Origin of the sequence: Blautia sp. Marseille-P2398 (genome assembly GCF_964240315.1) — a bacterium.
Taxonomy (GTDB): Bacteria; Bacillota; Clostridia; order Lachnospirales; family Lachnospiraceae; genus Blautia_A; species Blautia_A wexlerae.
Genome location: NZ_CAXSTD010000024.1, coordinates 1 through 23,652 on the forward strand (window position 1 = coordinate 1; position 23,652 = coordinate 23,652).

A 23,652-nucleotide genomic window follows, 5' to 3' on the forward strand; every position below is an offset into this window, starting at 1 on the left:
AACGGATTGTGGCAGATTCGGCGCGATGACTGCATGGGGGCTTAAAGATACTTCCTCACGGCCCGCCAAAGACTTGGGGGGAACCCTGCGGCACACTTACATTACCAATCTTCTCTATGCTGGTGTTGATCCAAAGACCGTCCAATACGTTACTGTGAACGAAGTGAACAGTAACCAAAAGTTTGACTTGATTCGAAAAAGTATATTGAGTATATTGCAAACAAAAAATGCATATGATATAATGCCAGTAGGCAAAATGATAAGGTTAAATTCATTTATAACACAGCAAAAGCCCCAGAGTTGCGACCTCTGAGGCTTTTTTATTCCGTTTGGGCAGGGTGGCTTATTCCCCCAGGCTGGCTACCAGCTGCTATTTTCTATCCAACCATTTGCAAATGTAGTAGGCGATTACACTTGCCAAGACAGAAAGCATAAATGATAAGATCATATCCATTTACAACACCCCCCCTTTCTGCACCTGTCTAGGGGTGGTAGCTCAACTATTATATCATAGAACAATGTGTACAGAAAGACTATACTTGAAATATATACTGGGATAGTGGTGTGTGAACAGTAACTATGTTACAATTAAGTCTGTAATTATTATTAGTCTTTGACATTCCCGCATCTTTTTGATACTATAGAATCAGTAAAAAACTAGCAGACCTCCCATGGGAGAAATCCTATGGGAGGTTTTTGTAACGAGGTGAGGTGTATAATGAAAAAAGAAAACAATTCTGCACATAACCATAACAGAGGAAGCTTTTCCGGAAGGATTGGTTATGTGCTGGCAGTTGCAGGTTCTGCAGTAGGACTGGGAAATATCTGGAGATTTCCATATCTTGCAGCGAAATATGGAGGCGGAATTTTCCTGCTGATCTATATTCTTCTGACAGCGTCATTTGGTTATGTACTGATCATGTCAGAAACAGCTCTTGGACGAATGACCAGAAAGAGTCCGGTAGGTGCATTTGAGCATTTTGGAAAAACGAAATCCTTCAAAATCGGCGGATGGTTAAATGCAGTGATTCCAATGCTGATCGTTCCTTACTACAGTACGATTGGCGGATGGGTAATTAAGTATCTTGTGGAATATTTCAAAGGAAATGTCCAGGCAGTAGCGGAAGACGGATATTTTGGAAACTTTATTTCCGATTCCTGGCAGGTGGAACTCTGGTTTCTGGTATTTGCGGCGCTTGTATTCATCATCATTCTCGGTGGTGTACAGAACGGTGTAGAGAGAATGTCAAAGATCATGATGCCGGTTCTGGTAGTTCTGGCAGTCGTAGTTACAATCTATTCTGTCACACGTCCGGGCGCTGTTGAAGGTGTGAAATATTTCCTGATTCCGAATGTGAAAAATTTCTCCTGGATGACAGTAGTAGCAGCGATGGGACAGATGTTTTATTCTTTGTCCATTGCAATGGGAATCCTGTATACTTACGGTTCCTATGTCCGTAAAGATATGGATATCGAGAGATCTACCACACAGGTTGAGGTTTTCGATACAGGTATCGCAATCCTTGCAGGTCTGATGATCATCCCGGCGGTATTTTCATTCTCCGGTGGAAATCCTGAAACACTTCAGGCAGGACCATCTCTGATGTTTATCACATTGCCAAAAGTATTTGCAAGTATGGGATTTGGTACTGCAACAGGAATCGTATTCTTCATACTTGTATTACTTGCAGCCCTGACAAGTGCAGTTTCCCTGATGGAAACCAGTGTTTCCACATTCATGGACGAACTTCATTGGAGCCGTAAGAAATGCTGCGGTCTGATGGTCGTGATCATGATTGTACTTGGAACCGCATCTTCCATGGGATATGGACTTCTGGATTTCATTCGTATCTTTGGAATGAACTTCCTTGACTTCTTCGATTTTATAACAAACTCAGTAATGATGCCGCTGGCAGCACTTGCAACCTGTATTCTGATTCTTCGTGTTGTTGGTATTGATGGAATGGTAAAAGAAATTGAACAGTCTTCTCCATTCCGCAGAAAGAAACTGTACAGAGTATTTATCAAATACTTTGCAACGATTTGTCTGATTATTATTTTGCTGAGTTCTATTGCAAACGTTTTGGGAATTATCAGTATGTAAAAAATATATGACTCTTTTTACAAAGAATGCAGCATGGATCAACTGCAAGACAAGAGAAGAAGCAACTGCACAGTTCACCAGGAAGAATGGCTGGCAGGCAAACATGGCAGGAAATCTGCCAATGAATGTGTGAAATGTGGTAAGTGCGAAGAAGTATGTCCGCAGCACATTAAGATCAGAGATGAGCTGGAGAAAATTGCAGCAGAACTTTTGGGGTAAATTGCTATAGATAAGAGTAGAAAAGAGGAGTGAAACATGAAATTCGATAAAGAGAAAATGCGCTTATACGCAATAACGGACCGTCACTGGCTTAATGGGCGGAACCTTAAGGAAGTGGTAAAGGAGAGTCTGGATGGAGGCGTAACCTTTCTGCAGCTCAGAGATAAAAATTCAGATGATGAAACTTTCCTGCAGGAAGCAGCTGAACTTCAGGAATTATGCAGAGATTATAAGGTACCTCTGATCATAAATGACAATGTGGAAATTGCTTTGAAGATGAATGCAGATGGTGTTCATGTAGGGCAGAGTGATATGGAAGCAGGTGCTGTGCGTGAGAAACTTGGACCGGATAAAATCCTGGGAGTTTCGGCACGAACGGTAGAGCAGGCATTGCTTGCACAGGAGCGTGGTGCAGATTATCTGGGGGTGGGTGCAGTATTTGCAACCGGTTCAAAAGCAGATGCGGCAGAACTTCCCCATGAAACGCTGAAGGCAATCTGTGAAGTGGTATCTATCCCTGTGGTGGCAATCGGGGGGATCACAGCAGAAAATATATCTCAGCTAAAGGGAACAGGGATTTGCGGTGTGGCAGTGATCAGTGCCATTTATGCTCAAAATAACATTAAAGAAGCAGCAGAAGAACTGAAAGAGGCAGTAGATAAGATTGTATGATAGCAGAAATGAGAGGAAGACAATTATGAGAACTGCACTGACGATCGCAGGAAGTGATTCCAGCGGAGGCGCCGGAATCCAGGCAGATATTAAGACAATGATCACAAATGGTGTATATGCAATGAGTGCCATTACCGCATTAACTGCACAGAATACAACCGGTGTACAGGCAATATTAAATGTAACACCGGAATTTCTGGGGCAGGAATTGGATTCTGTTTTTCAGGATATTTATCCGGATGCGGTAAAAATCGGAATGGTATCAGATAAAGATCTGATTCATGTAATAGCAGAGAAACTGAAACAATATAAAGCGGAAAACATTGTTGTGGATCCTGTTATGGTTGCAACAAGCGGTGCCAAGCTGATCAGTGATGATGCAGTGGAGATATTGAAGCAGGAACTGTTTCCACTGGCTGATGTGTTTACTCCGAATATTCCGGAGGCAGAGGTTCTGGTTGAAATGTCAGTGACCAATGCAGAGGAAATGATAGAGGCTGCCGGAAAGATTTCTGAGACATACCATTGTGCAGTACTTTGCAAAGGCGGACACAGCATTAATGATGCAAATGATCTGCTTTACTATGATGGAAAATATTGCTGGTTTGAAGGAAAGCGTATCGATAATCCAAACACACATGGAACAGGCTGTACGTTGAGCAGTGCCATTGCTTCCAATCTTGCAAAGGGATATGACCTGCAGACTGCTGTAAAACGTTCTAAACAGTATATTTCAGGAGCACTGGCGGCAATGCTTGACCTGGGAAAGGGAAGTGGCCCTATGGATCATGGATTTGCAATCCGAAATGAATATGTGAAAGAAAGTGAAAAGTGAGAATAGCTATGGAAGACAACAAAAAGAAAGGCCTCGGAATGGTTCTGGAAGGTGGAGGTATGCGGGGACTGTATACAGCCGGAGTTCTGGATGAGCTGATGGAGCAGGGGATTTATGCATATTCTACAGTTGGCGTTTCCGCCGGTGCAATTTTTGGATGTAATTATAAGTCCCGCCAGATTGGACGAACCCTTCGTTATAATACCAGATTCTGCAAGGATAAACGATATATGGGATTGAAAAGCTGGATCACTACCGGCGATCTTTACAGCAAAGATTTTGCATATGGGGAGGTGCCCTGGAAGCTGGATGTTTTTGACACAGAGACATTTGCCAGATCACCCATGAAGTTTACGGTTGTATGTACAGATATTGAAACAGGAAAACCCTGCTATCAGGAATGCAGAATGGGAGACAGGCTGGATGTGGAATGGATGCGCGCATCAGCTTCCCTGCCACTGGCCGCCAGACCGGTAAAGCTGAATGGAAGAATGTATCTGGACGGAGGCATCTCAGATCCGATACCTGTAAACTGGATGCTTTCACAGGGGTATGAGAAAAATGTGGTAGTCTGTACCCGTCATCCGGGATACAGAAAAGAACATAATAAGCTGATGCCACTGCTCAGACTGAAGTTCAGGGAGTATCCGGAGCTTGTAAAGCTTCTGGATGAACGTCATATTCAGTATAATCGTATGCTGGATAAAATCGCATATCTGGAAAAAGAGGGCAGGATCCATGTTATCCGCCCGGACAGAGACATCAGTGCAAAACCGGTTGAGCGTGATCCCGCCCATTTAAAGGAGATTTATGAGGTGGGACGGAGAGTGATGAAAGCTGATATGGAGAAACTGAAGGCGTATTTGGCAGAGTAATGTTTAGTCTATCAGCAGGTAGCGAATCCGGTGATAGATTTCCATCTGATTGCAATTGACTTTGGGTGAGGAATTATGAACAGCAGCAAGTTATCAGTAAAGCTGTCAGATACAACGAAGTCAGTAAAAACAGACAGGAATAAAAATTGTATAAAACTGGTACATAAACCAATTAAAACAGTACTGATTTATCAGTTGCTGTTTTTTTTTCGCAAAATAATACTTTTGTTCTATTGCTGTAAACAGCAAATATATCAATGTGTTTTCCTAATCTAAATGCTATAATCCGAAAAAAGTCCCATAGAGAAAATGCTATTAAAGGCTATATAATAAAACCATCAAAAACAAGCGCGCTGATAAAAAACAGGAGGAAATTTTATGAAGAGAAGAGGAATGGCTTTAGGTCTGGCGGCATTAATGACCTGTACTGCTTTATTTACCACAACTGCGAAGGCAGAAAACAAGGGTAGTGACGAGAAAGAAACTATAAAATTCACTTACTGGGGAAGCGGAGACGAAAAAAAGGCTATTGAGGAATCTGTAGATAAATTCATGGAAGCAAACCCCAATATTGAAGTGGATCTGATGCATATTCCATCTGAGGATTTCCTGACAAAATTGAATGCTATGATTGCAGCCGGCGAAGCACCGGATGTAAGTTATTCAGCTTCATGGAAATGTCAGATGGGTGAGGATGGCCTGATTTATAATTTCTATGATCTTCTGGATGATATGGGACTTAGTAAAGATGATTATCTGTCTACCTGTTGGTGGAACTGGAGTCCTACAGAATCAGCAGGACCTGTTCAGGCCAATGTTACAACAAATCTGATGTACAATGTAGACTGCTTCGAAGAGGCAGGGGTAGATCTGCCGCCGACTAAGGTAGAGGAAGCCTGGTCATGGGATGAATTTGTAGAGATGGCACAAAAACTGACGCTGGATACAGAAGGAAGAAATGCAGCTGATCCGGATTTTGATGCAAATAATATTAAACAGTACGGTGTAATGTTTGGAACAGACTGGAATGTATATATGCCGTTTATTCTATCAGCAGGCGGCGGTTACTTAGATGAGAGTATGGACGGACTTGGATTAAATGATGAGAAGTCAGCTCAGATTTTACAGAATTTTGCAGATCTGATCAATGTGTACCATGTATCTCCTACAGCAGTACAGAAGAATGCAATGCCAAGTGCAGCAACAGCACTGGCTGCAAAACAGACAGCAATGTACATTGACGGAAGCTGGAACCATCTGGATCTTATGAATTCAGGATGCAACTGGGGCGTAGGTGTTCTCCCAATTGATGAAAACTATACTACTTTCTTTGATGGTGGTTCTTTGATTATATTCAAGAGTACAAAGCATCTGGAGGCTTCCGAAAAACTTTATCTGTGGCTTACAAATCCAGAAAGTTCAGAAAGAATCACAGAATTATACAGAACTTTATGGATGCCTGTACAGACAGAATATTATACTGATCCGGATAAGATTGATTTCTGGGCATCTGAAGAATTGCCTGCAAGACCAGAGGGCTTTCAGGACGCTATTGTAAAGGCAACTTATGATCATGCAGTAGTGGCAACCGAAATTAACGTAAAGAATTTTAATGAGATTAATACATTAGTGGGCTCTGCACTGGAACAGGTGTGGTCTGGAAAGAAAACGGCAGAAGAAGCAATGACAGAAGTAAAAAGCCAGACGGATTCTTTGGTAGAAGGAACCTATTCAGGAGAACGTTCTTAAAGTATTCAAGTGAAAGGCTGCTTTTGGCAGCCTTTCCTGATTGAAATAGCTATAATGCCAGAAAGGAATAAATATGCAGACGAAAATAAAGTATAAAATGACAAATCGCGAGAAAAGAGAAAATCGTTGGGGAATTTTATTCAGTCTTCCCTGTATTCTGGGATTTTTGATTTTTGCATTGCTTCCGATGGCAGTCAGTCTGGGATTGAGTTTTACAAATTTTAATTTTACAACAGGCGGACAGTTTATAGGAATCAGCAACTATAAAAATCTGTTCAGTGGAAGTGATCCGTATTTTTATAAATCATTACTTGTAACAGTAATTTATGTTGCGCTTTCTGTACCGACAGCTATCATATTTTCTTTTTTTATAGCAATGCTGTTAAATACAAATGTAAAAGGAAAAGGATTTTTCAGAACAATCTTTTATCTTCCGACTGTAGTTCCGATCGTAGCAATGGCAGCGATTTGGATGTGGATTTTCAATCCGGACATGGGATTGGCAAACAATATTTTAAAGGCAATGCATTTACCGGTAAGTACATGGCTTTCAGGTGAAAGTTCAGTTATTCCCACACTGGTTTTTATTAATCTGTGGACTACCGGATCAACAATGGTAATTTTCCTTGCCGGAATGCAGGATGTACCAAGACAGCTTCTGGAAGCAGTTGAGATTGATGGAGGCGGATTCTGGGCAAAGCTGCTTCATGTTACGATTCCTATGATGACTCCTACAATTTTTTATAATGTGGTAATGGGAATCATCAATGGATTCCAGATATTTACCCAGTCTTATGTTATGACACAGGGTGGACCAAACAATTCCAGTTTGTTCTATGTATACTATCTGTACAGAGAAGCATTTGAGTTTGGAAGAATGGGAAATGCCTGTGCAGTTGCCTGGGTATTGTTCCTGATCATTATGGTACTGACTGCAGTCATATTTAAGTTTTCCAACCGTTGGGTTTATTATGGAGGAGAATGAATATGAAGAATACAAAGAAAATTATTTCAAAAATTCTAATATACTTTGCGCTGATTTTAGGTGTTTTGTTTTGTCTGGTTCCTTTGTACTGGATGATCAGAAGTTCACTGATGAACACAGTGGAAGTGTTTATGATGCCGCCTCGCTGGATTCCTTCTAAATTTATGTGGGAAAACTATCAGGAAGTTTTTGATACACTTCCCTTTGGAAAATATTTCCTGAATTCATTTATTGTAACCGGAGGATGTGTAGTGGGAACAATGCTTACCAGTTCCATCTGTGCATATGGATTGGCAAGAATTAAATGGAGAGGCAGAAATGTGGTATTTGCCTGCATTATCAGCAGTATGATGCTTCCAGTTGCGGTTACTTTGATTCCTACATTTCTGATGTGGAGAACTATTGGAATAACAGACAGCTTTATTCCACTGATTGTTCCGGCATGGTTTGGAGGCGGTGCATTTTACATATTCCTGCTTCGTCAGTTTTATCTGGGAATCCCGAAGGATTTTGATGAGGCAGCATATCTGGACGGTGCTTCCCATATTCAGATTTTTACAAAAATTATCCTGCCAATTACAAAACCGGCCCTGGCTGTTGTAGGTATGTTTGCGTTTTTAAATTCCTGGAACGATTTCCTGAGTCCGCTTGTATATTTAAATTCTGAGAAAAAATATACAGTTGCACTGGGACTTCAGTTGTTTACTGGTTCTTACAGAGGTGAATGGAATTTAATGATGGCAGCAGCCTGCCTGGTGCTTGCACCTGTTGTGATTGTATTTGCCATTGGTCAGAAGTATCTTGTTGAGGGTGTAACAATGTCTGGTGTGAAAGGCTAAGAATAGGAGGAAAAACAATGCATTTAAGAGGAAATGTGATTTATAATACATGGGAAAATTTCTGGAAAAAGGCATATAAGTCTTCTTATTTCAGAGCACAGTATGATGAAACTTCGGAGCGCACAGACTGGTCATTAAGTGAGAGACAGCTATTTACACAGTCAAATGGAAGAACACTTTTGGGCCAGGATACCATGGGCAGACTGCACTTTTTGTGCACTCCTCATGATAAAATTTATGCAGTACCATCCGGAGGAACAGATCTGGGAGGACAGTTTAAAGGATACATAGGTCAGTATTATCAGAATGATACAGCATTACTTCTTGGAAAAATGAAATATGATCTGGAGCTGGACAATGGTCTGATGATCTCAGGTGCAAATAAGCAGTCATGGACAACTTATTATGATGATTTTCTTCCGGTTACTGCTACAGAGCATCCGGAACTGGAAACCAGAATATTCTCTTTTGCGCCGATTCTGGAGAAAGAAGCAGTTCCGGCATCATCAATCCATCCGGTTCCTGGACCTGCAGGAGCATTCTACTGTATAGAAGTAAAAAATATTTCCGGATGCAAAATGAAAGGAAAACTTCGTCTGTCATTTGACCAGAAGTTTGTAAATCAGTTTGAGCATTATGGGAAATATTTCGATGATTATACAGTAACACCATATAAATCAGAATGGGATCAGAAATTGCTGGTATTATGGCACCCGGAAGCCTGTGCAGCAATTCAGCTTCTGGATTCCGTATGTGAAGGCCAGGGAGATAATCCTAGAATTTATGTACCATTTGAATTAAAAGCAAATGAAAGCAGAACATTTACAACAGTAATTGCTCTTACTCCAAAGAGAGAAGAGATTTATTCTGCCCTTGGAACACTGTATCAACATACACCGCTGGAATGGTTGAATGTTACTGATGATTTCTGGAAAGAAAGATTTGGAAAAATCACTACAGATATTCGGGAAAACCAGGAGGCTGGTGAGAAATACCGTGATATGCAGGTACGGTTTATTCTTGATAATTTTAACTGCCTTTCTTTCAGAGAAGATGGAAGTCTTCTGACCAACTGGCAGGGGGCACCGTCCCATAGTCTTTCGAGGCTCTGGGGAATTGATATTACTCCTGATGTGGTAAGTGTTATGTATGCAGTACCTGAGGTAGGAAAAAGTGCAATGTTTTATCTGGCAGAAAGAAACCGGCCACGTTATAGCCTGTATTCGGATCATAGTATGTTTTACTATATTTCTCTGCTTGTAATAGCAGGAAAATATCTGGAGCTGACAGGAGATGAGAAATTCTTCAGAGATCATCCGGAACTGGTTGCTGCTATTGATGAGATCTACGATGGAATGATGAAGCATAAACATAAAGAAAAAGCACTGATTTCTAGCAGATACGCCAGCGATCTTATTGTATTCCGCAAGTATGATTACGGTGCAAATGTACAGTGTTATTATGCGTTGAAATCTTACAGAAGAATTCTGAGACTTCTGGAACGGGATGCGACAGATGTGGACAGATTTATGGAACAGATGAAAGCAGACATGAAAGAACTGATGGAAGGTAGCGGACCATTCGGCAGACAGATTACAGGCGGAAACAACTTAGGTGAGAATGAGGAACGCTTCTATATCCAGGATGATCTGAATTATTATGGCGGTGAGGATACTGCTACAGTTATGGCACCTTTGTATGGACTGTATGAGTTTGATTATGAGCCATATGTAAACCTTCACAGATATGCACGTTCTATGTATATCACAAACTATGATCCGGAATTCCAGACAATGCGTGAATTACATTTTGGCATGAATCCATCTGCAACAGGCTGTACTTTAAAACTTGGCGGAAGTCTTACCAGACAGGAAATGCTTGATAACCTGAATCTCCTTTACGAACGTCTGGATGAAACAGGCTCACTTTTCTGGTGGCCAAGAGCAACAAATAAGAAAAGATGCCTGACTAGATGCAGCCAGGGACAGGGTGCATGGATTCAGCAGAGTGTTGAGCAGTGGTTTGGCCTCAGGATGGATGGAACACAGAAAACGCTGGTCATCAAGCCACAGGGATTGCTTTCCGGTTATAAACTTCAGAAAACACATCTTGGAGCTTATGTTTTTGATATTGAATATAGAGAAGAAAAAGGAAAAACTGTTATTAATATTAAAAACTATAATGAGGAAGCAATAAAGGTTATTTTTGAAGTACGTAAGTACGGTGCAGGTGCACAGGGAGAATGTAGAAAAGTAGAGGAATTAGTATTGGCAGGAGCTCTTGTTGAGAAAGAGTTTGTTACAGAGACAATGGCTGTGCAGGAAACGGATATTGCAGGAGCTGAGTGCAGCACAATGACAGAGGATGGAATTTTGTTTAGTCCATATGGAATTATCATGCCTAAACTTTATAATTCAGACTGTGGAATCTTTTTATTCCGTTATCTGATCAGCCAGTCAACAGACACAGAATGGAAAAATGCAGAAGTGAAGATAGAAGTTCCTGATGGATGGAAAGTACAGTATAAACAATTCTATCACTGGGATTATCAACCTGTATTTTCAGACAATAAGGCAGTATGCATGGTGGGAGAAGTACCACAGAATACCCATAAGGTAGCTGGTTTTTACATCAGTTTGCCAGATGAACTGGCAGGAGGCGAGAAGAGCGTGATGCTGTCAGAGCATCCTTTCCCTCAGGATACACAGCATAAAATGAAACAGGTAACCCTGTATGTGGAGGGACAGAAAACACAGGCAGCAGGAGTGATCAGTGCAAGTCTTGAGACGGATGGAAAACAGTGTAAGGTTTCAGAAATACCGGTACTGATTCTTTCCAAGGAAGACTATGCCGATGCATTGGATAAGATGTATCACGGAACAAAAAAATAGAATTTGTAAAGACAGGTGTGCAATTGTTCATGCACACCTGTTGTGCTATAATCAAAACGTATATATCAGACAGAACAGGAGATAAAATGTACAATATATTAGTAGTAGATGATGAGCGAATTCACAGAGAAGGACTTATTATGCTTCTTGAAAAAATATGCCCGGACGATATGCTGTGGGAAGCATCAAATGGTCAGGAGGCAATGGAGATCATGAATAATATTTCCTGTGAGATTGTGATCAGCGATATACGTATGGCAGAAATGGACGGCTTACAGCTGCAAAAAAAAGTAAAAACAGATTATCCAGAAACTGCATTTGTGATTGTAAGCGGATATGCAGATTTTTCCTATGCAAGAGAGGCGTTACAGTTTCATGCAAGTGATTATCTGCTAAAGCCTGTAGATGCAGAAGAGTTAAAGCGTGCCATTAAGAAAATAAAGAAATCAAAAAATCAGGATCAGGTTCAAAAACAAAAAGTAGATCAGATGGAACGACGATTGAAGGAATCTGCATATGGATATATGGAGTGGCTTCTGAATCAGTATATCCACCATACACGACGTAAGGTATGGGAGCCCTTAAGTGAGATGTTTCCTCTGAGACAGGAAGGCTATCTGATGTTGATCCGGATCAATAAGCAGCATCTGATTCTTAATGAAGAGATGAAACGGGAGATAGGGTATTTTATAAAAAAACATCTGATAGATACATCGTCAATTACATTTCAGGTCAACGGAACAGAAAATCTGCTGGCTGTGTTGGCCTTGTCAGGATCAAGAATTAAACAGGAACAGATCACTCAGATAGAGGAGTTTATTCAAAATATCCTGGTACTTGAGAAAAACAGAATTTATTTTGCAGTCAGCTCTCTGTATTCGGATATGGAAAGCTGCGGAAACAAGGCATATGAAGAGGCTATGGCCGCGATGAAGTATTCTTTTTATGAAGAAGAAAGATATTTGCAGGCAGAGAAATATCTGTCTGATGAAAAGCAGGAGGATTCTGTAGGCAGTGAAGCAATTCTGAATTCTATAAAAGAAGGAAATCTGGAAAAAAGCGAAGCAATTTTTGAAAAAATAACAGAGGTTCTGTCAGAGCATAAAAGTGTTCAGCCGGATATTTTTAAAAGAAAAATCGTATTCTTTTTTTTCAGAATCTTACGTTATATGGAGCCCTATCTGAAAGCTGAACACTTGTCAGAATTAAATGCATTGGATAATCGTCTGATCGAAAGTCAGTGGTATTCTGAATTGAAAAAAAGGTCAGCGGAATTAATAAAAAATATAATCGCTTTCCGGGAAATAGCAGATTCACAGGAGACAGATCCTTTGGATGAAAGCAGGCGGTATATAGAGGAACATTACCAGGACGAGATCAGCCTGGAGCAGATTGCTGCATTGTATCATTTTAATGCTTCGTATTTCAGTACTTTATTTAAGCAGAGATTCGGAATTTCCTTTTCTGAATACCTGTCAGATATTCGTATGGAGAAAGCAGAGAATCTTTTGAAAACATCTTCTGATAAGGTAAGGAAGATTGCATTGGAAGTAGGGTATAAGGATCCCAATTATTTTAACAGGGCATTTAAGAAACGTCATAATATGACACCTGAAGAATTTCGCAAAAGAGTTGGGTGATGATGGAAAAATTAAAATATACAAAATTTAAAACTCTGCTGATTAGTTCATTTATTTGTATTTCCATTATTCCTGTTGTGCTTTTGGGTTTATTTATCTTCCATTTGTCAAAACAGGAACTGATCAGGCAGTCAGAAAAACAAATGTGGCAAAATGCTGAGAATGTCAGTGATATTCTGGATGAAAAGTTGGATTATATTGAGGAATTTTCATTAAAAATAAATGTAGATACGAGAATTTATAAAATATTTCAGAATCTGGATACGTCTGACAGTATGCAGCTTGAAAGTGCCAGTCAGGAAATTTCAAAAATTTTATTGGACTATCTGCCGTGGAATAACACGGTTTATTCTACGCATATTGTGACTCCGTATTATCAGTTTGGCGAAAAGGAAAAGAACTATTATCCAAATTATAGCTTTATGGGTTCTAAAATACAGAAAGCAGCAGATGAGGCAAATGGAAAACTTGTGTGGATTCCGGCATATAATTATATGGACATGTTTTCAATTGAAGATATGCCGAGAGATTTTCTGGAATATGAGCATGTATTTACGGCTGTCAGAAAGCTGCAGTTAAGCAGGGTAGAATCAGGACATATTGAACATCTGGAAAATAAGACTGATCAAATGTATCTGGTGGTTAATTTTACAGAGGATAATCTGAATAATATGCTGAAAAAGTATACAAAGGCAAATTCTCAGATTCTTTATTATATCATGAGTGAAGATGGCAGTGTTGTTGGTCCTTACGGTGAGAATGAATCAAAGCTGTTTCGAAATGTAACTGCAGCTGATATGGGAATTACGGAGAATAAAGGAACTGTAAAATACTACGGTGCAAATAATCAGGAATATATCGTAACCTATTCCAAAAGTATGGTGACGGGATGGTATACACTTGCCATGATTCCAGTTAATGTTTTCAGCAAGAATATTGCTACAGATCTTACCAGGGCAATATTGATTCTGGTAACTATAGAAATTATTTTATCTGTTACTACGGCTGTTCTTATTTCCAGAAAGATTGGGAAAAAAGTTTATAAACCGCTGCACATGATAGAGAAAACAGGAGAGGGTAATTTTACTGCAAGAATTGTATATGACAACAGGGATGAGTTTGCGTTTTTTTATAAAAAACTGAATGAAATGAATCAGAACCTGCAGATGTTGGTTCATGAGAAATATGAGATGATGATCCAGAAACGAGACACGGAGATCATGTCGTTAAATATACAGATGAATCCCCATTTTCTCTATAATTCGCTGAATATCATTAACTGGGTATGCCTTAAAGGAGAACAGGAAAATGCCAGCAAAATGCTTTTGGATCTGTCGAGAATGCTTCAGTATACCAGCCAGAATGGTGATGTTCTGGTTCCGCTGTGGGAGGATCTGGACTGGCTTAAACGGTATATTGGAATTATGCAGAAAAGATATCAGGATCAATTTGAAGTGAGTATGGATATACCGGAGTATTTAAGAAGTCTGGAAGTTCCAAAGTTATTTCTGCAGCCGTTTGTAGAGAATGCCATTGTGCATGGATTTAAAAATTATCAGGATTCCGGGAAGATCTGGATTTCAGCAGAGGAAGAAGAAAATGATATTCTTTTTTATGTAGAGGATAATGGATGTGGAATCTGTGAGGAAGATTTGAAAGAGGTTCTGAATAAAGAGCGAAAGAGTATAGGCGTCAGAAATACAAATAAAAGGATTCGTATGATTTATGGAGAGAAATATGGGGTTACCATAAGCTCACAGCTGGAAGAAGGCACAGTTGTAACCATAAGACTTCCACTAAAAGTTAATTCGAAAAAACAGAGTTAGATTAAGGTTATATGGATATTCAATTTTATGAGAAGGCGATTGTGAAAGATTGCCGGAAATAAGGTTGAATATCCATTTTTGATTATAAGCAAATAAATATCATGTATAACAGTATAAAACAGTTGACAACAGTTATGTACTGTTATATACTGTTTACAGATGGAGGAGAAACATATGCATATAATAATCAATAATTCATCCATGGTACCTATTTATGAACAGATCATAGACCAGATTAAGTCTGCGATTATCAGAGGAGAGTTACAGCCTGACACTGTATTACCTTCAGTACGCAGTCTGTCAAAGGAACTGAAGATCAGTGCCCTGACTGTGAAGAAAGCCTACGACAATCTGGAAGAAGAGGGATTTACCGTCACTGTTCATGGAAAAGGAACCTACGTTGCAGCCACAAATAAAAACCTGATGAGGGAAGAACAGCTCAAAGAAGTAGAACATGATCTGGAGCAGGCAATCATGAAGGGCAGAAGATGTGGACTGAACGATGAGGAAATCAGAAATCTTTTTGAAATGATCATGGAGGACTAAGACATGTTGAAAATCAGTCATTTGCAGAAACATTACAGAGGTTTTTCGCTGGACTGTTCTATGGAAGTACAGCCTGGGATGATTACAGGACTTATTGGAAGAAATGGTTCCGGGAAATCCACCACATTTAAAGCTCTGCTCGGCTTGATTCATCCGGATGGCGGAGAGATAGAGGTCTTTGGGAAAAAGGCAGAAGAGCTTAGGCCGGAGGATAAGCAGAAACTGGGAGTTGTTTTTGCAGATTCAGGTTTCAGTATGTATCTGACAGCAGCGGGCGTGGCCAATATTATGAAAAGCATATATCCGGATTTTGACAGAGAGAAATTCCTGCAGCAGTGCAGAAGATTCAATCTGCCCACAGACAAGAAAATCAAAGAATTTTCCACTGGCATGAAAGCAAAGTTTAAAGTACTGGCAGCATTAAGTCATAAGGCAGAACTGCTGATTCTGGATGAGCCCACAGTTGGTCTGGATGTGATTGCCAGGGATGAGGTGCTGAACATGCTGAGAGAATATATGGAAGAAAATGAAAGCAGTTCTATTCTGATCAGTTCGCATATTTCATCAGATCTGGAGAGTCTTTGTGACGATTTTTATATGATCCATGCCGGAAAAATTATTCTTCATGAGGATACAGATGTACTGCTGTCAGATTATGCAGTTCTTAAAGTTTCAGAAGAAGAGTATGAAAAACTGGATCAGCAATACCTTATTAAGATCCGGAAAGAAGCTTATGGATACAGGTGTCTGACAAACCAGAAACAATTTTATATGGAAAATTACCCGGATGTTGTAATTGAGAATGGAAAGATTGATGATCTGGTAGTGATGATGGAGGAACAGGTATGAAGGGATTATTTGTAAAGGATATAGAACTGATGAAACAGCAGAAACAGTTTTTTATCCTGGTTGTTGTAATGGAAGTCATCCTGAATCTGGCAGGAAGCGGGAGTGTCAGTTTTGCTACAGGATATTTTACGATTGTCACAGCAATTTTTGCCATTACGACTATAAGTTATGATGAGTTTGATAATGGTCTTGCGTTTCTTATGACCTTGCCGGTTACCAGAAAACAGTATGTGGCGGAAAAATATCTGCTGGGAGCAGGGCTTACGGCTGTAGCGTGGGGAATTGCAACGATAACGGGAGTAATCTGTAAAGGTGTGGCAGAGCTTCAGGGGTGTCTGAGTGAGACTATCATTGGCAGCCTGATATACATTCCACTGGCACTTCTTATGCTGGCGGTATCGCTCCCGCTTGTAATACATTTTGGAGCGGAAAAAGGACGTTATATTGCAATGGTCATGTGGGCTATTATATTTGCCGTAGTTTATATTCTGATAAAAACAATGGGACTTTCAGCAGACGCAGTCGATGCATGGCTGAATGGACTTAACCGGGGAATGGTATTGGCTGGAGTTGTATTGTTTACAGTAATTGTATATATGGGGTCTTTTGGGATTGGTGTCCGGCTTATGGAGAAGAAAGAATTCTGATGTGTCTCGAATATGGTTGTAATTATAAAAGCAGTGTGCTAAAATTGTATCAGCGTAATTGAATAAGCTGTTAAGTGAACATTATCATATGCAGATTTTGTGTATGGTAATGTGAGAGGGAATCAGGTGAAATGCCTGAACGGTTGCGGCCACTGTATACAGAAAAAAGCGGGATTGTAATATGTCATTGCATAAATATGTGAGAAGGCGGAATCCGGCTGTCAGAGAGTATCTGGAAATATTTCTGATACAACATTCATGAACTGCTGAAGCATGGATGTTGTATCAGTTTTTATTTTATGGGAACTTTCTGTGATCTGTGAGTCAGGAAACCTGCCTGACAGCGTAAAGAAGGAGCTTCCGTAAAAAGTATCCGTTATTTTTATCACTTCTATTTTACTTTTTCTGAAGTCCCATCTTTTCGGTTACACGAACAGGTAAATAACATATACGAAAAGAGAGGAAGTCAAATGAAAAACAGGTATTTATCCACAAGAATCATGGCAATTATGATGGCAGCAGCTATGGCTGTCTCCGCAGCTCCGGCAGCTTTTGCAGCAGAGAGAGCAGACTCTGAGACAATCAAAGAGGACAACCAGCCGGCAGCAGATGCAGACTCTGATACACAGGAAGATGCAGACGCGCAGGATTCAGCAGATGCAGATAAAACAGCAGACGCAGAAGGTACAAAGACAGAATATCCTCTGACCATCACAACCTATGATTATGATGGAAATGAAATCGAAACAACCTATGAAAAGGCACCGGAGAAAGTTCTTGCTGTATATCAGGGAAGCATTGAAACCATGCTTGCACTTGGTCTGGAAGACCGCCTGGTAGCTACAGCAGGTCTTGACAATGAAGTTCCGGATGAACTTAAAGATGCATTTTCAAAAACAAATTATCTTGATGAATTTACCCCATCCCTTGAGACTGTAACGATGTTGGAGCCAGACATGATCTTATCCTGGAGCTCCCTGTTTTCTGATAAAAATCTCGGAAATGTAACAGACTGGATCGACAAAGGCTGCAACACTTATTACAACACAAACACACGCCCTGACGGAGACAGAACTCTGGAAAATGAATTTACAGACATCTTAAATCTTGGAAAGATTTTTGATGTACAGGACAAAGCACAGGCAATCGTAGATGATGCAAAGGCAGTGATCGATAAAACTCTTACAGCAACAGCAGATGTAGAAGAGAAACCAAGCGTAATGGTTCTGGAACCTCTTGGAGAAGATATCACAAACTATGGTGCAAAGAGCCTTGGTGGAGATATGGTAACACAACTGGGTGCGACTCTGGCAAACCCGGATGCTTCTACAGCAGGAAAAGAAGATATCATTGCAGCAAACCCTGATGTGATTTTTGTTGTATACATGCCATATGCAGGTGATGATCCGGAAACTGTAAAAGAAAGCCAGCTTGCCGTTATCAAGGATGACGAAGCACTTCAGAGCCTTGACGCTGTAAAGAACGGTCGTGTTTATCCGATCATGCTCAGTGAAATGTACGCAAGTGCAACACGTACACAGGATGGTATTGAAACTTTCGCAAAAGGATTATATCCGGATGTGAATCTTGACTGATTGAGGACATAACAGTGAAAGAACAGGTTTCACAGACAAAAAAAGGCAGTGTGCTCAGGACATCCATGTATGTGGCAGTTCTTATCGGGCTTGCGGCATTTCTGATTTTTTCCATTCTTGCAGCAATCACTTTTGGAAATGCAGATCTGTCACTGAAAGATGTTTACAGTGTCATTGCATATAAATTGTTTCATATCAAAAGCCTGTCCGCCTATGCAGAAGGCGCAGTTCACGATGTTGTGTGGCTGATCCGGCTGCCCAGAGTCCTGCTGGCTCTGGCAGTTGGAATGGCTCTTTCCGTCTGTGGCGTAGTTATGCAGGCGATTGTCCAGAACCCACTGGCAGATCCGTATGTACTTGGTATTTCATCCGGTGCATCCCTTGGTGCAACACTGGCGATCATGCTTGGAGTTGGTGGATTTCTCGGTGGAAACTCAGTTGGTGTTCCTGCATTTATTGGTGCAATGGTCACTTCTTTTGCAGTAATTGCCATTGCAAACATGGGCGGAAAAGCTACTTCTGCCAAACTGATCCTTGCCGGAATGGCTGTCAGTGCGGTATGTTCTGCTTTTTCCAATTTTGTTATCTATATCACCAATGACAAAAATGCAGCAACAGAAGTAATGAAGTGGTCGATGGGAAGCCTTGCAGGCGCAAGCTGGAGCAGAGTAGGTGTAATGCTTCCTGTTACATTGATCTGTGTAATTATTTTCTGGACGCAATATCGTAATCTGAATCTGATGCTGTTAGGAGATGATGTATCGATCACACTGGGAACTGATTTGCACAGGCTGAGAACTTTTTATCTGATCGTTGCTTCTGTAATGATTGGGTTTGCAGTATATTGTGCGGGTGTGATCGGCTTTGTAGGACTTGTGATCCCTCATGTGATCAGAATCCTGTTTGGAACAGACCACAGAAGATTACTGCCATTAAGTGCACTGCTTGGTGCATCATTCCTGATCTGGTGTGATGTGGCATGTCGTGTGATCCTGAAGAATTCTGAGATGCCGATCGGTGTGCTGGTATCCATTATCGGTGCTCCATGCTTTATTTATCTGCTTGTGCGGAAATCCTATGGATTTGGAGGTAGTAAGTAATGAAAATCACTACAGAAGATATTCAGGTTGGATTTCACGCCAGACAGATACTGAAGGGAATTTCCATAGAGTCAAAGGATAAGGAACTGGTAGGGATCATCGGACCAAACGGAAGCGGAAAATCTACATTATTAAAATGCATCTACCGTATCCTGAAGCCAGATGCAGGTGCCGTTTATCTGGACGGCGAAGAACTCCATTCCATGAGCGTAAAAAGCTCCGCCAGAAAAATGGCAGTTGTGGCACAGCACAATTACTACAACTTTGATTTTACCGTACGGGAAGTCGTGTTGATGGGACGTGCACCTCATAAGAAAGCATTGGAACGGGATAATGCAAAAGATTACCGGATTGTTGAAGAAGCACTGAAAACGGTACAGATGGATGCATTTGCGGATCGCACATTTTCTACACTGTCAGGTGGAGAGCAGCAGAGGGTTATTCTGGCAAGAGCACTTGCACAGCAGACACCTGCACTGATCCTTGATGAGCCGACTAACCATCTGGATATCACACATCAGATCATGCTGATGGAACTGGTAAAGAAACTTAACGTAACTGTAATATCAGCTATCCATGACCTGAATATTGCGGCGGCATACTGCGATAAGATTTATGTATTGAAAGATGGTGTGCTGGAAGGATATGGAACTCCACAGGAAGTACTCACTCCGGAGCTGATCAAAAGGATTTACCAGGTAGATTCGGAAGTGGTAAATGACAGCCGCGGGAAGATGCATATTTTATTTTTATAATATGATATCAGGGTCAAAAGGTCAGAAAGTCGTTCGTGCTTGCACGATAAGACTTTGGAGCTTGGGACTCGTCAAACATGAGAAAGTAGCAATTTACGTAGTAAATCAGAGGATTTCGAATGTTTGAGTATTGACAGGCCAGAGTCAGGAAAATTTTTGACTCTGGCCTGCTATATATGGAGAAAAAAGATGAATAAAATAGGAATTTTGACGTGTATTCATTCTAATAATGTATGCGCCAGAGTTGGATGCCTGGCAGCATTTCAGAACAGAACTGATTTCTTTCAGGATTATCCGGAAGATACCTGTCTGGCAGCAATGATGACCTGTAACGGATGCAAAGGCGCCAACCCGATAGAACCCATAGAAGACAAAGGAATCCTGGAAAAGATAGACAGACTGGTCAGTGAAAAAATCAGTACCATCCACGTTGGTGTCTGTCGTCTCCCGGATGGAAAGCATGAATGTCCAAGGATGACACAGATTTGCAATATGATAGAAGAACGTGGAATCAAAGTAGTCAGAGGGACACATAAGGAATAAAAAAGTTTCCATACGTTACTGTTCACTTCGTTCACAGTAACGTAGCCAAAATTCATTCCAGATTGCCTGCGGCAATGGAATTTTGGCTTGTATGTCTCGGGATTTTGGCATATTCATGCCAAAACACCTCGCGGGACAGTGGCGTGTGAACAGTAACTTCCATACAATTTATAAAATAAAAAGAATATAAAATGCCTTGAAAATAAGAGTAAGTAATGCTAACATAAGTATAAAGCATATTTCTCTTATATTTCAAGGCATTTTTGCCGTCTGATTATTCTAATCTCAATTCAGAAATCCATGCTTTTAATTCCAGTTAATTATGAAAAGCAGGAGCTGAGAAGTGATAAGAATAGCACAAAATGTTCTTTGACTCCTGCGGAAAACAGGAGGTATTGCCAATGGCAAAAAGAAAGAACAAAAAAATTATTGTGAAAAGAAACCGATTGAAAGGCAACACAGCAACTGCAAACCGTAAGTACAAAGATACAGTCTTCCGTATGCTGTTTTCAGACAGAAAGAATCTGTTGTCGCTGTATAATGCAATCAATGGAACTTCCTATACAGATGCAGCTCAATTAGAGATTGTGACACTTGAGAACGCAATCTATATGGGAATGAAGAATGATCTGGCGTTTATTATAAATACGAATTTGTTTCTGTATGAACATCAGTCTACGTATAACCCGAACATGCCTTTGAGAGACTTATTCTACATTTCCAGCGAATATCAGAAAATGGTGGATTGGAAGTCCTTGTATACCTCAACAAGACTGAGAATACCCACACCGAATTTTATCGTATTTTATAATGGAACAGAGAAAAAAGAAGATAGGTGGGTAGATTATCTGTCAGAATCGTATGAAAATATGTCAGGAGAACCAAATCTTGAACTAAAGGTCATCACATTAAATATCAATGTAGGGCATAATAAAAAACTGATGGAAGAATGCCGGACGCTAAGAGAATATGCTCAGTATGTTGATAAAGTACGCAGATATTCTAATGTAATGGAACTGAATACGGCAGTAGAACGTGCAGTGAGCGAAAGCATTCAGGAGGGAATTCTCAAAGAATTTCTGCAAAAGAATCGAGCGGAGGTAGTCGCTATGAGTATATTTGAATACAATGAGGAAGAGGAAAAAAGGAAACTTCGGAAAGCTGAGTATGAAGCTGGAAAAAATGATGGGATAAAGATTGGACGAGAAGAGGAAAAACGTAAAATTGCAAATTCCCTTTTTAAAGAGGGAGATTCAATTGAAAAGGTAGCCAGGATTCTTTGCGAAAGTGAAGAAACTATCAGAGGATGGGTGAATGAAAAAATGGATATAAAGGTGGAGTAACAGAAAAGAGCGTGCATTTGCCATGCGCGCTCTTTTCTGTTACTCCAATGATGCCAGTTAAAGATATAGATACCTGTTTAACTTTGGCAATGAGAAATTCCAATGTGGAACAACAGATACAATTAAAGTATATAACAAATCAGTAAACAAGTGCAAGAAATAAAAAAACAAATATAAACCAAGTATTATAAAATTATACTTAATAATAAAAACTATTGCATATGCAATGTCGATATGATGAAATGGGATATTATAGAATTGAATTTGCAGATGATGTAGATTAATAATGAAAAATTCTGTCGATGTTCGATAAAATAAAAATGCGAAGAGGTCGACAATGGTATGTAAACAAAGGGAATGAGTGGTTTTTTGATGAAAAACATGATAAAATGAATGGGAAAATAGAACAGATATAGTGAAGTCGACAAAAATGAGCAAATAAGCATAAAAAATATGCGGAACTGACAGCTATGGATTAAAGTAGAACCATATTGGAATGTAAAGATTGATGCACTTATGGAAACGGTTAAAGAAATCCCATTAAAGTAGAACCATATTGGAATTATATAGATTCTTATGTTAAAATAGTTATTTAATTGATACAAATGATTAATTTTATTTAAGCCAATACGTATACATCAATTTATAAAGAAAAAGGAGCTTTTAAATATACTATGGAGAAACTTGTCATTGGTATCCTTGCCCACGTAGATGCAGGTAAGACTACGTTGTCGGAGGGGATTTTATATTTAACGGGAAAAATCCGTAAGCTGGGGCGTGTGGATCATAAGGATGCGTATCTTGACACCTATAACCTGGAGCGGGAGCGTGGAATTACGATTTTTTCCAAGCAGGCGGAGTTTGAATTGGGAAACAGGGGGATAACTCTGCTAGATACGCCGGGGCATGTGGATTTCTCGGCGGAAATGGAGAGGACACTGCAGGTTCTGGATTATGCGATTCTTGTGATAAATGGAGCGGATGGTGTGCAGGGGCATACTATGACCTTATGGAGACTTCTGGCAAGATACCAGATTCCGACGTTCCTGTTTATCAATAAAATGGATCAGGACGGAACTGATAAAGAGAAACTTCTGGCAGAATTAAAGAAGCGATTAAGTGATAATTGCGCTGATTTCACCTGGGAAAACACAAGTGGAATAGAAAATAGTACTGACGAAACAGCAGAGAAAGCAGAAGATGAAATATCAGATCTGCAGTCTCGGTTTCTGGAAGATATTTCCGTCTGCGATGAAGAACTGCTTGAAAAATATCTGGAAACAGAGGAAATATCAACATCAGATATCCGAAAAGTAATCAAAGAGCGAAAACTTTTTCCATGTTTCTTTGGCTCTGCGCTAAAAATGACAGGTGTAGAAGAATTTCTCCATGGTTTGGAAAAATACTGCGAGACACCGACATATCCATCTGAGTTCGGGGCAAAAGTATTCAAGATTGCCAGAGACGATCAGGGCAATCGTTTAAGCTATATGAAAATCACAGGTGGAACATTGAAGGTGAAGGAACTTCTCACAGATACAGAGAAAGCGGATCAGATCCGTAGGTTAAATGTATTTTTAAATTCTACCTTGCAAGAGTAAATTCTATACCTGTAGAATTTACTTCTGCATGGATTTTT

The 23,652-nt window shown here is 40.1% G+C and carries 19 protein-coding genes, 2 pseudogenes and 1 riboswitch; all 21 genes and pseudogenes read left to right on the forward strand.

The window, feature by feature from the left end:
• Window positions 1-313 (forward strand): annotated as a pseudogene (locus tag ACESZG_RS18100) (hypothetical protein); the annotation flags it as partial.
• A gap of 405 nt (window positions 314-718) precedes the next feature.
• Window positions 719-2,104, forward strand: coding sequence for a sodium-dependent transporter (locus tag ACESZG_RS18105; protein WP_025580339.1), 1,386 nt, complete (start codon window positions 719-721; stop codon window positions 2,102-2,104).
• Window positions 2,105-2,137: 33 nt separating this feature from the next.
• Entirely contained in the window at window positions 2,138-2,323 is a 186-nt protein-coding gene (locus ACESZG_RS18110) for a 4Fe-4S dicluster domain-containing protein (RefSeq protein WP_025580341.1), read from the forward strand.
• Window positions 2,324-2,359: 36 nt separating this feature from the next.
• Window positions 2,360-2,995 carry a thiamine phosphate synthase gene (thiE, locus tag ACESZG_RS18115; protein ID WP_025580342.1) on the forward strand — a complete coding sequence of 212 codons (636 nt, stop codon included), beginning with the start codon at window positions 2,360-2,362 and terminating at the stop codon, window positions 2,993-2,995.
• Between the two features lie 25 nt (window positions 2,996-3,020).
• Window positions 3,021-3,830 (forward strand): bifunctional hydroxymethylpyrimidine kinase/phosphomethylpyrimidine kinase, encoded by an 810-nt coding sequence (thiD, locus tag ACESZG_RS18120; protein ID WP_173699697.1) that lies wholly within the window; start codon window positions 3,021-3,023, stop codon window positions 3,828-3,830.
• A gap of 8 nt (window positions 3,831-3,838) precedes the next feature.
• A complete protein-coding gene (locus ACESZG_RS18125; protein ID WP_373218889.1) occupies window positions 3,839-4,705 on the forward strand; it encodes a patatin family protein in 867 nt (288 codons plus the stop codon).
• 378 nt (window positions 4,706-5,083) lie between these two features.
• Window positions 5,084-6,454 (forward strand): sugar ABC transporter substrate-binding protein, encoded by a 1,371-nt coding sequence (locus ACESZG_RS18130; RefSeq protein ID WP_025580345.1) that lies wholly within the window; start codon window positions 5,084-5,086, stop codon window positions 6,452-6,454.
• Window positions 6,455-6,527: 73 nt separating this feature from the next.
• On the forward strand, window positions 6,528-7,439 hold the full coding sequence (locus tag ACESZG_RS18135; protein ID WP_008705933.1) for a carbohydrate ABC transporter permease: 912 nt from the start codon (window positions 6,528-6,530) through the stop codon (window positions 7,437-7,439).
• Window positions 7,440-7,441: 2 nt separating this feature from the next.
• Window positions 7,442-8,278 (forward strand): carbohydrate ABC transporter permease, encoded by an 837-nt coding sequence (locus tag ACESZG_RS18140; protein ID WP_022380058.1) that lies wholly within the window; start codon window positions 7,442-7,444, stop codon window positions 8,276-8,278.
• A gap of 17 nt (window positions 8,279-8,295) precedes the next feature.
• A complete protein-coding gene (locus ACESZG_RS18145; RefSeq protein ID WP_118521789.1) occupies window positions 8,296-11,169 on the forward strand; it encodes a hypothetical protein in 2,874 nt (957 codons plus the stop codon).
• An 86-nt stretch (window positions 11,170-11,255) separates the two neighbouring features.
• Window positions 11,256-12,809: an AraC family transcriptional regulator gene (locus ACESZG_RS18150; protein ID WP_178005040.1), complete on the forward strand. Its 1,554-nt coding sequence runs from the start codon at window positions 11,256-11,258 to the stop codon at window positions 12,807-12,809.
• Window positions 12,809-14,635 (forward strand): sensor histidine kinase, encoded by a 1,827-nt coding sequence (locus tag ACESZG_RS18155; RefSeq protein WP_022379823.1) that lies wholly within the window; start codon window positions 12,809-12,811, stop codon window positions 14,633-14,635. The genes ACESZG_RS18150 and ACESZG_RS18155 overlap by 1 nt, the downstream gene beginning before the upstream one ends.
• 174 nt (window positions 14,636-14,809) lie before the next feature.
• On the forward strand, window positions 14,810-15,181 hold the full coding sequence (locus ACESZG_RS18160) for a GntR family transcriptional regulator (protein ID WP_008705927.1): 372 nt from the start codon (window positions 14,810-14,812) through the stop codon (window positions 15,179-15,181).
• 3 nt (window positions 15,182-15,184) lie between these two features.
• Window positions 15,185-16,030, forward strand: a complete 846-nt coding sequence (locus ACESZG_RS18165) for an ABC transporter ATP-binding protein (protein ID WP_281218309.1) — start codon at window positions 15,185-15,187, stop codon at window positions 16,028-16,030.
• The gene (locus ACESZG_RS18170; protein WP_173699704.1) at window positions 16,027-16,677 is read left to right on the forward strand and encodes an ABC-2 transporter permease; all 651 of its coding nucleotides are present in this window, start codon (window positions 16,027-16,029) and stop codon (window positions 16,675-16,677) included. The genes ACESZG_RS18165 and ACESZG_RS18170 overlap by 4 nt, the downstream gene beginning before the upstream one ends.
• Window positions 16,678-16,752: 75 nt before the next feature.
• A riboswitch (cobalamin riboswitch) is annotated at window positions 16,753-17,033 on the forward strand.
• A gap of 114 nt (window positions 17,034-17,147) precedes the next feature.
• Window positions 17,148-18,272: an ABC transporter substrate-binding protein gene (locus tag ACESZG_RS18175; RefSeq protein WP_020993459.1), complete on the forward strand. Its 1,125-nt coding sequence runs from the start codon at window positions 17,148-17,150 to the stop codon at window positions 18,270-18,272.
• Between the two features lie 14 nt (window positions 18,273-18,286).
• The gene (locus ACESZG_RS18180; protein ID WP_226840110.1) at window positions 18,287-19,372 is read left to right on the forward strand and encodes an iron ABC transporter permease; all 1,086 of its coding nucleotides are present in this window, start codon (window positions 18,287-18,289) and stop codon (window positions 19,370-19,372) included.
• A complete protein-coding gene (locus tag ACESZG_RS18185) occupies window positions 19,372-20,127 on the forward strand; it encodes an ABC transporter ATP-binding protein (protein WP_008705921.1) in 756 nt (251 codons plus the stop codon). The genes ACESZG_RS18180 and ACESZG_RS18185 overlap by 1 nt, the downstream gene beginning before the upstream one ends.
• A gap of 189 nt (window positions 20,128-20,316) precedes the next feature.
• Window positions 20,317-20,670, forward strand: a complete 354-nt coding sequence (locus ACESZG_RS18190; RefSeq protein ID WP_055060404.1) for a CGGC domain-containing protein — start codon at window positions 20,317-20,319, stop codon at window positions 20,668-20,670.
• 401 nt (window positions 20,671-21,071) lie between these two features.
• A complete protein-coding gene (locus tag ACESZG_RS18195; RefSeq protein WP_368211037.1) occupies window positions 21,072-22,013 on the forward strand; it encodes a hypothetical protein in 942 nt (313 codons plus the stop codon).
• A gap of 674 nt (window positions 22,014-22,687) precedes the next feature.
• Window positions 22,688-23,575: pseudogene (locus ACESZG_RS18200) on the forward strand (GTP-binding protein); the annotation flags it as partial.
• Window positions 23,576-23,652: the final 77 nt, after the last annotated feature.

Excerpts from the sequence above, each read along its gene's own strand:
- ACESZG_RS18105 (WP_025580339.1), top strand. The coding sequence starts at position 719 with ATGAAAAAAGAAAACAATTCTGCACATAACCATAACAGAGGAAGCTTT.
- ACESZG_RS18110 (WP_025580341.1), top strand. The coding sequence starts at position 2,138 with ATGGATCAACTGCAAGACAAGAGAAGAAGCAACTGCACAGTTCACCAG.
- thiE (WP_025580342.1), top strand. The coding sequence starts at position 2,360 with ATGAAATTCGATAAAGAGAAAATGCGCTTATACGCAATAACGGACCGT.
- thiD (WP_173699697.1), top strand. The coding sequence starts at position 3,021 with ATGAGAACTGCACTGACGATCGCAGGAAGTGATTCCAGCGGAGGCGCC.
- ACESZG_RS18125 (WP_373218889.1), top strand. The coding sequence starts at position 3,839 with ATGGAAGACAACAAAAAGAAAGGCCTCGGAATGGTTCTGGAAGGTGGA.
- ACESZG_RS18130 (WP_025580345.1), top strand. The coding sequence starts at position 5,084 with ATGAAGAGAAGAGGAATGGCTTTAGGTCTGGCGGCATTAATGACCTGT.
- ACESZG_RS18135 (WP_008705933.1), top strand. The coding sequence starts at position 6,528 with ATGCAGACGAAAATAAAGTATAAAATGACAAATCGCGAGAAAAGAGAA.
- ACESZG_RS18140 (WP_022380058.1), top strand. The coding sequence starts at position 7,442 with ATGAAGAATACAAAGAAAATTATTTCAAAAATTCTAATATACTTTGCG.
- ACESZG_RS18145 (WP_118521789.1), top strand. The coding sequence starts at position 8,296 with ATGCATTTAAGAGGAAATGTGATTTATAATACATGGGAAAATTTCTGG.
- ACESZG_RS18150 (WP_178005040.1), top strand. The coding sequence starts at position 11,256 with ATGTACAATATATTAGTAGTAGATGATGAGCGAATTCACAGAGAAGGA.
- ACESZG_RS18155 (WP_022379823.1), top strand. The coding sequence starts at position 12,809 with ATGATGGAAAAATTAAAATATACAAAATTTAAAACTCTGCTGATTAGT.
- ACESZG_RS18160 (WP_008705927.1), top strand. The coding sequence starts at position 14,810 with ATGCATATAATAATCAATAATTCATCCATGGTACCTATTTATGAACAG.
- ACESZG_RS18165 (WP_281218309.1), top strand. The coding sequence starts at position 15,185 with ATGTTGAAAATCAGTCATTTGCAGAAACATTACAGAGGTTTTTCGCTG.
- ACESZG_RS18170 (WP_173699704.1), top strand. The coding sequence starts at position 16,027 with ATGAAGGGATTATTTGTAAAGGATATAGAACTGATGAAACAGCAGAAA.
- ACESZG_RS18175 (WP_020993459.1), top strand. The coding sequence starts at position 17,148 with ATGAAAAACAGGTATTTATCCACAAGAATCATGGCAATTATGATGGCA.
- ACESZG_RS18185 (WP_008705921.1), top strand. The coding sequence starts at position 19,372 with ATGAAAATCACTACAGAAGATATTCAGGTTGGATTTCACGCCAGACAG.
- ACESZG_RS18190 (WP_055060404.1), top strand. The coding sequence starts at position 20,317 with ATGAATAAAATAGGAATTTTGACGTGTATTCATTCTAATAATGTATGC.
- ACESZG_RS18195 (WP_368211037.1), top strand. The coding sequence starts at position 21,072 with ATGGCAAAAAGAAAGAACAAAAAAATTATTGTGAAAAGAAACCGATTG.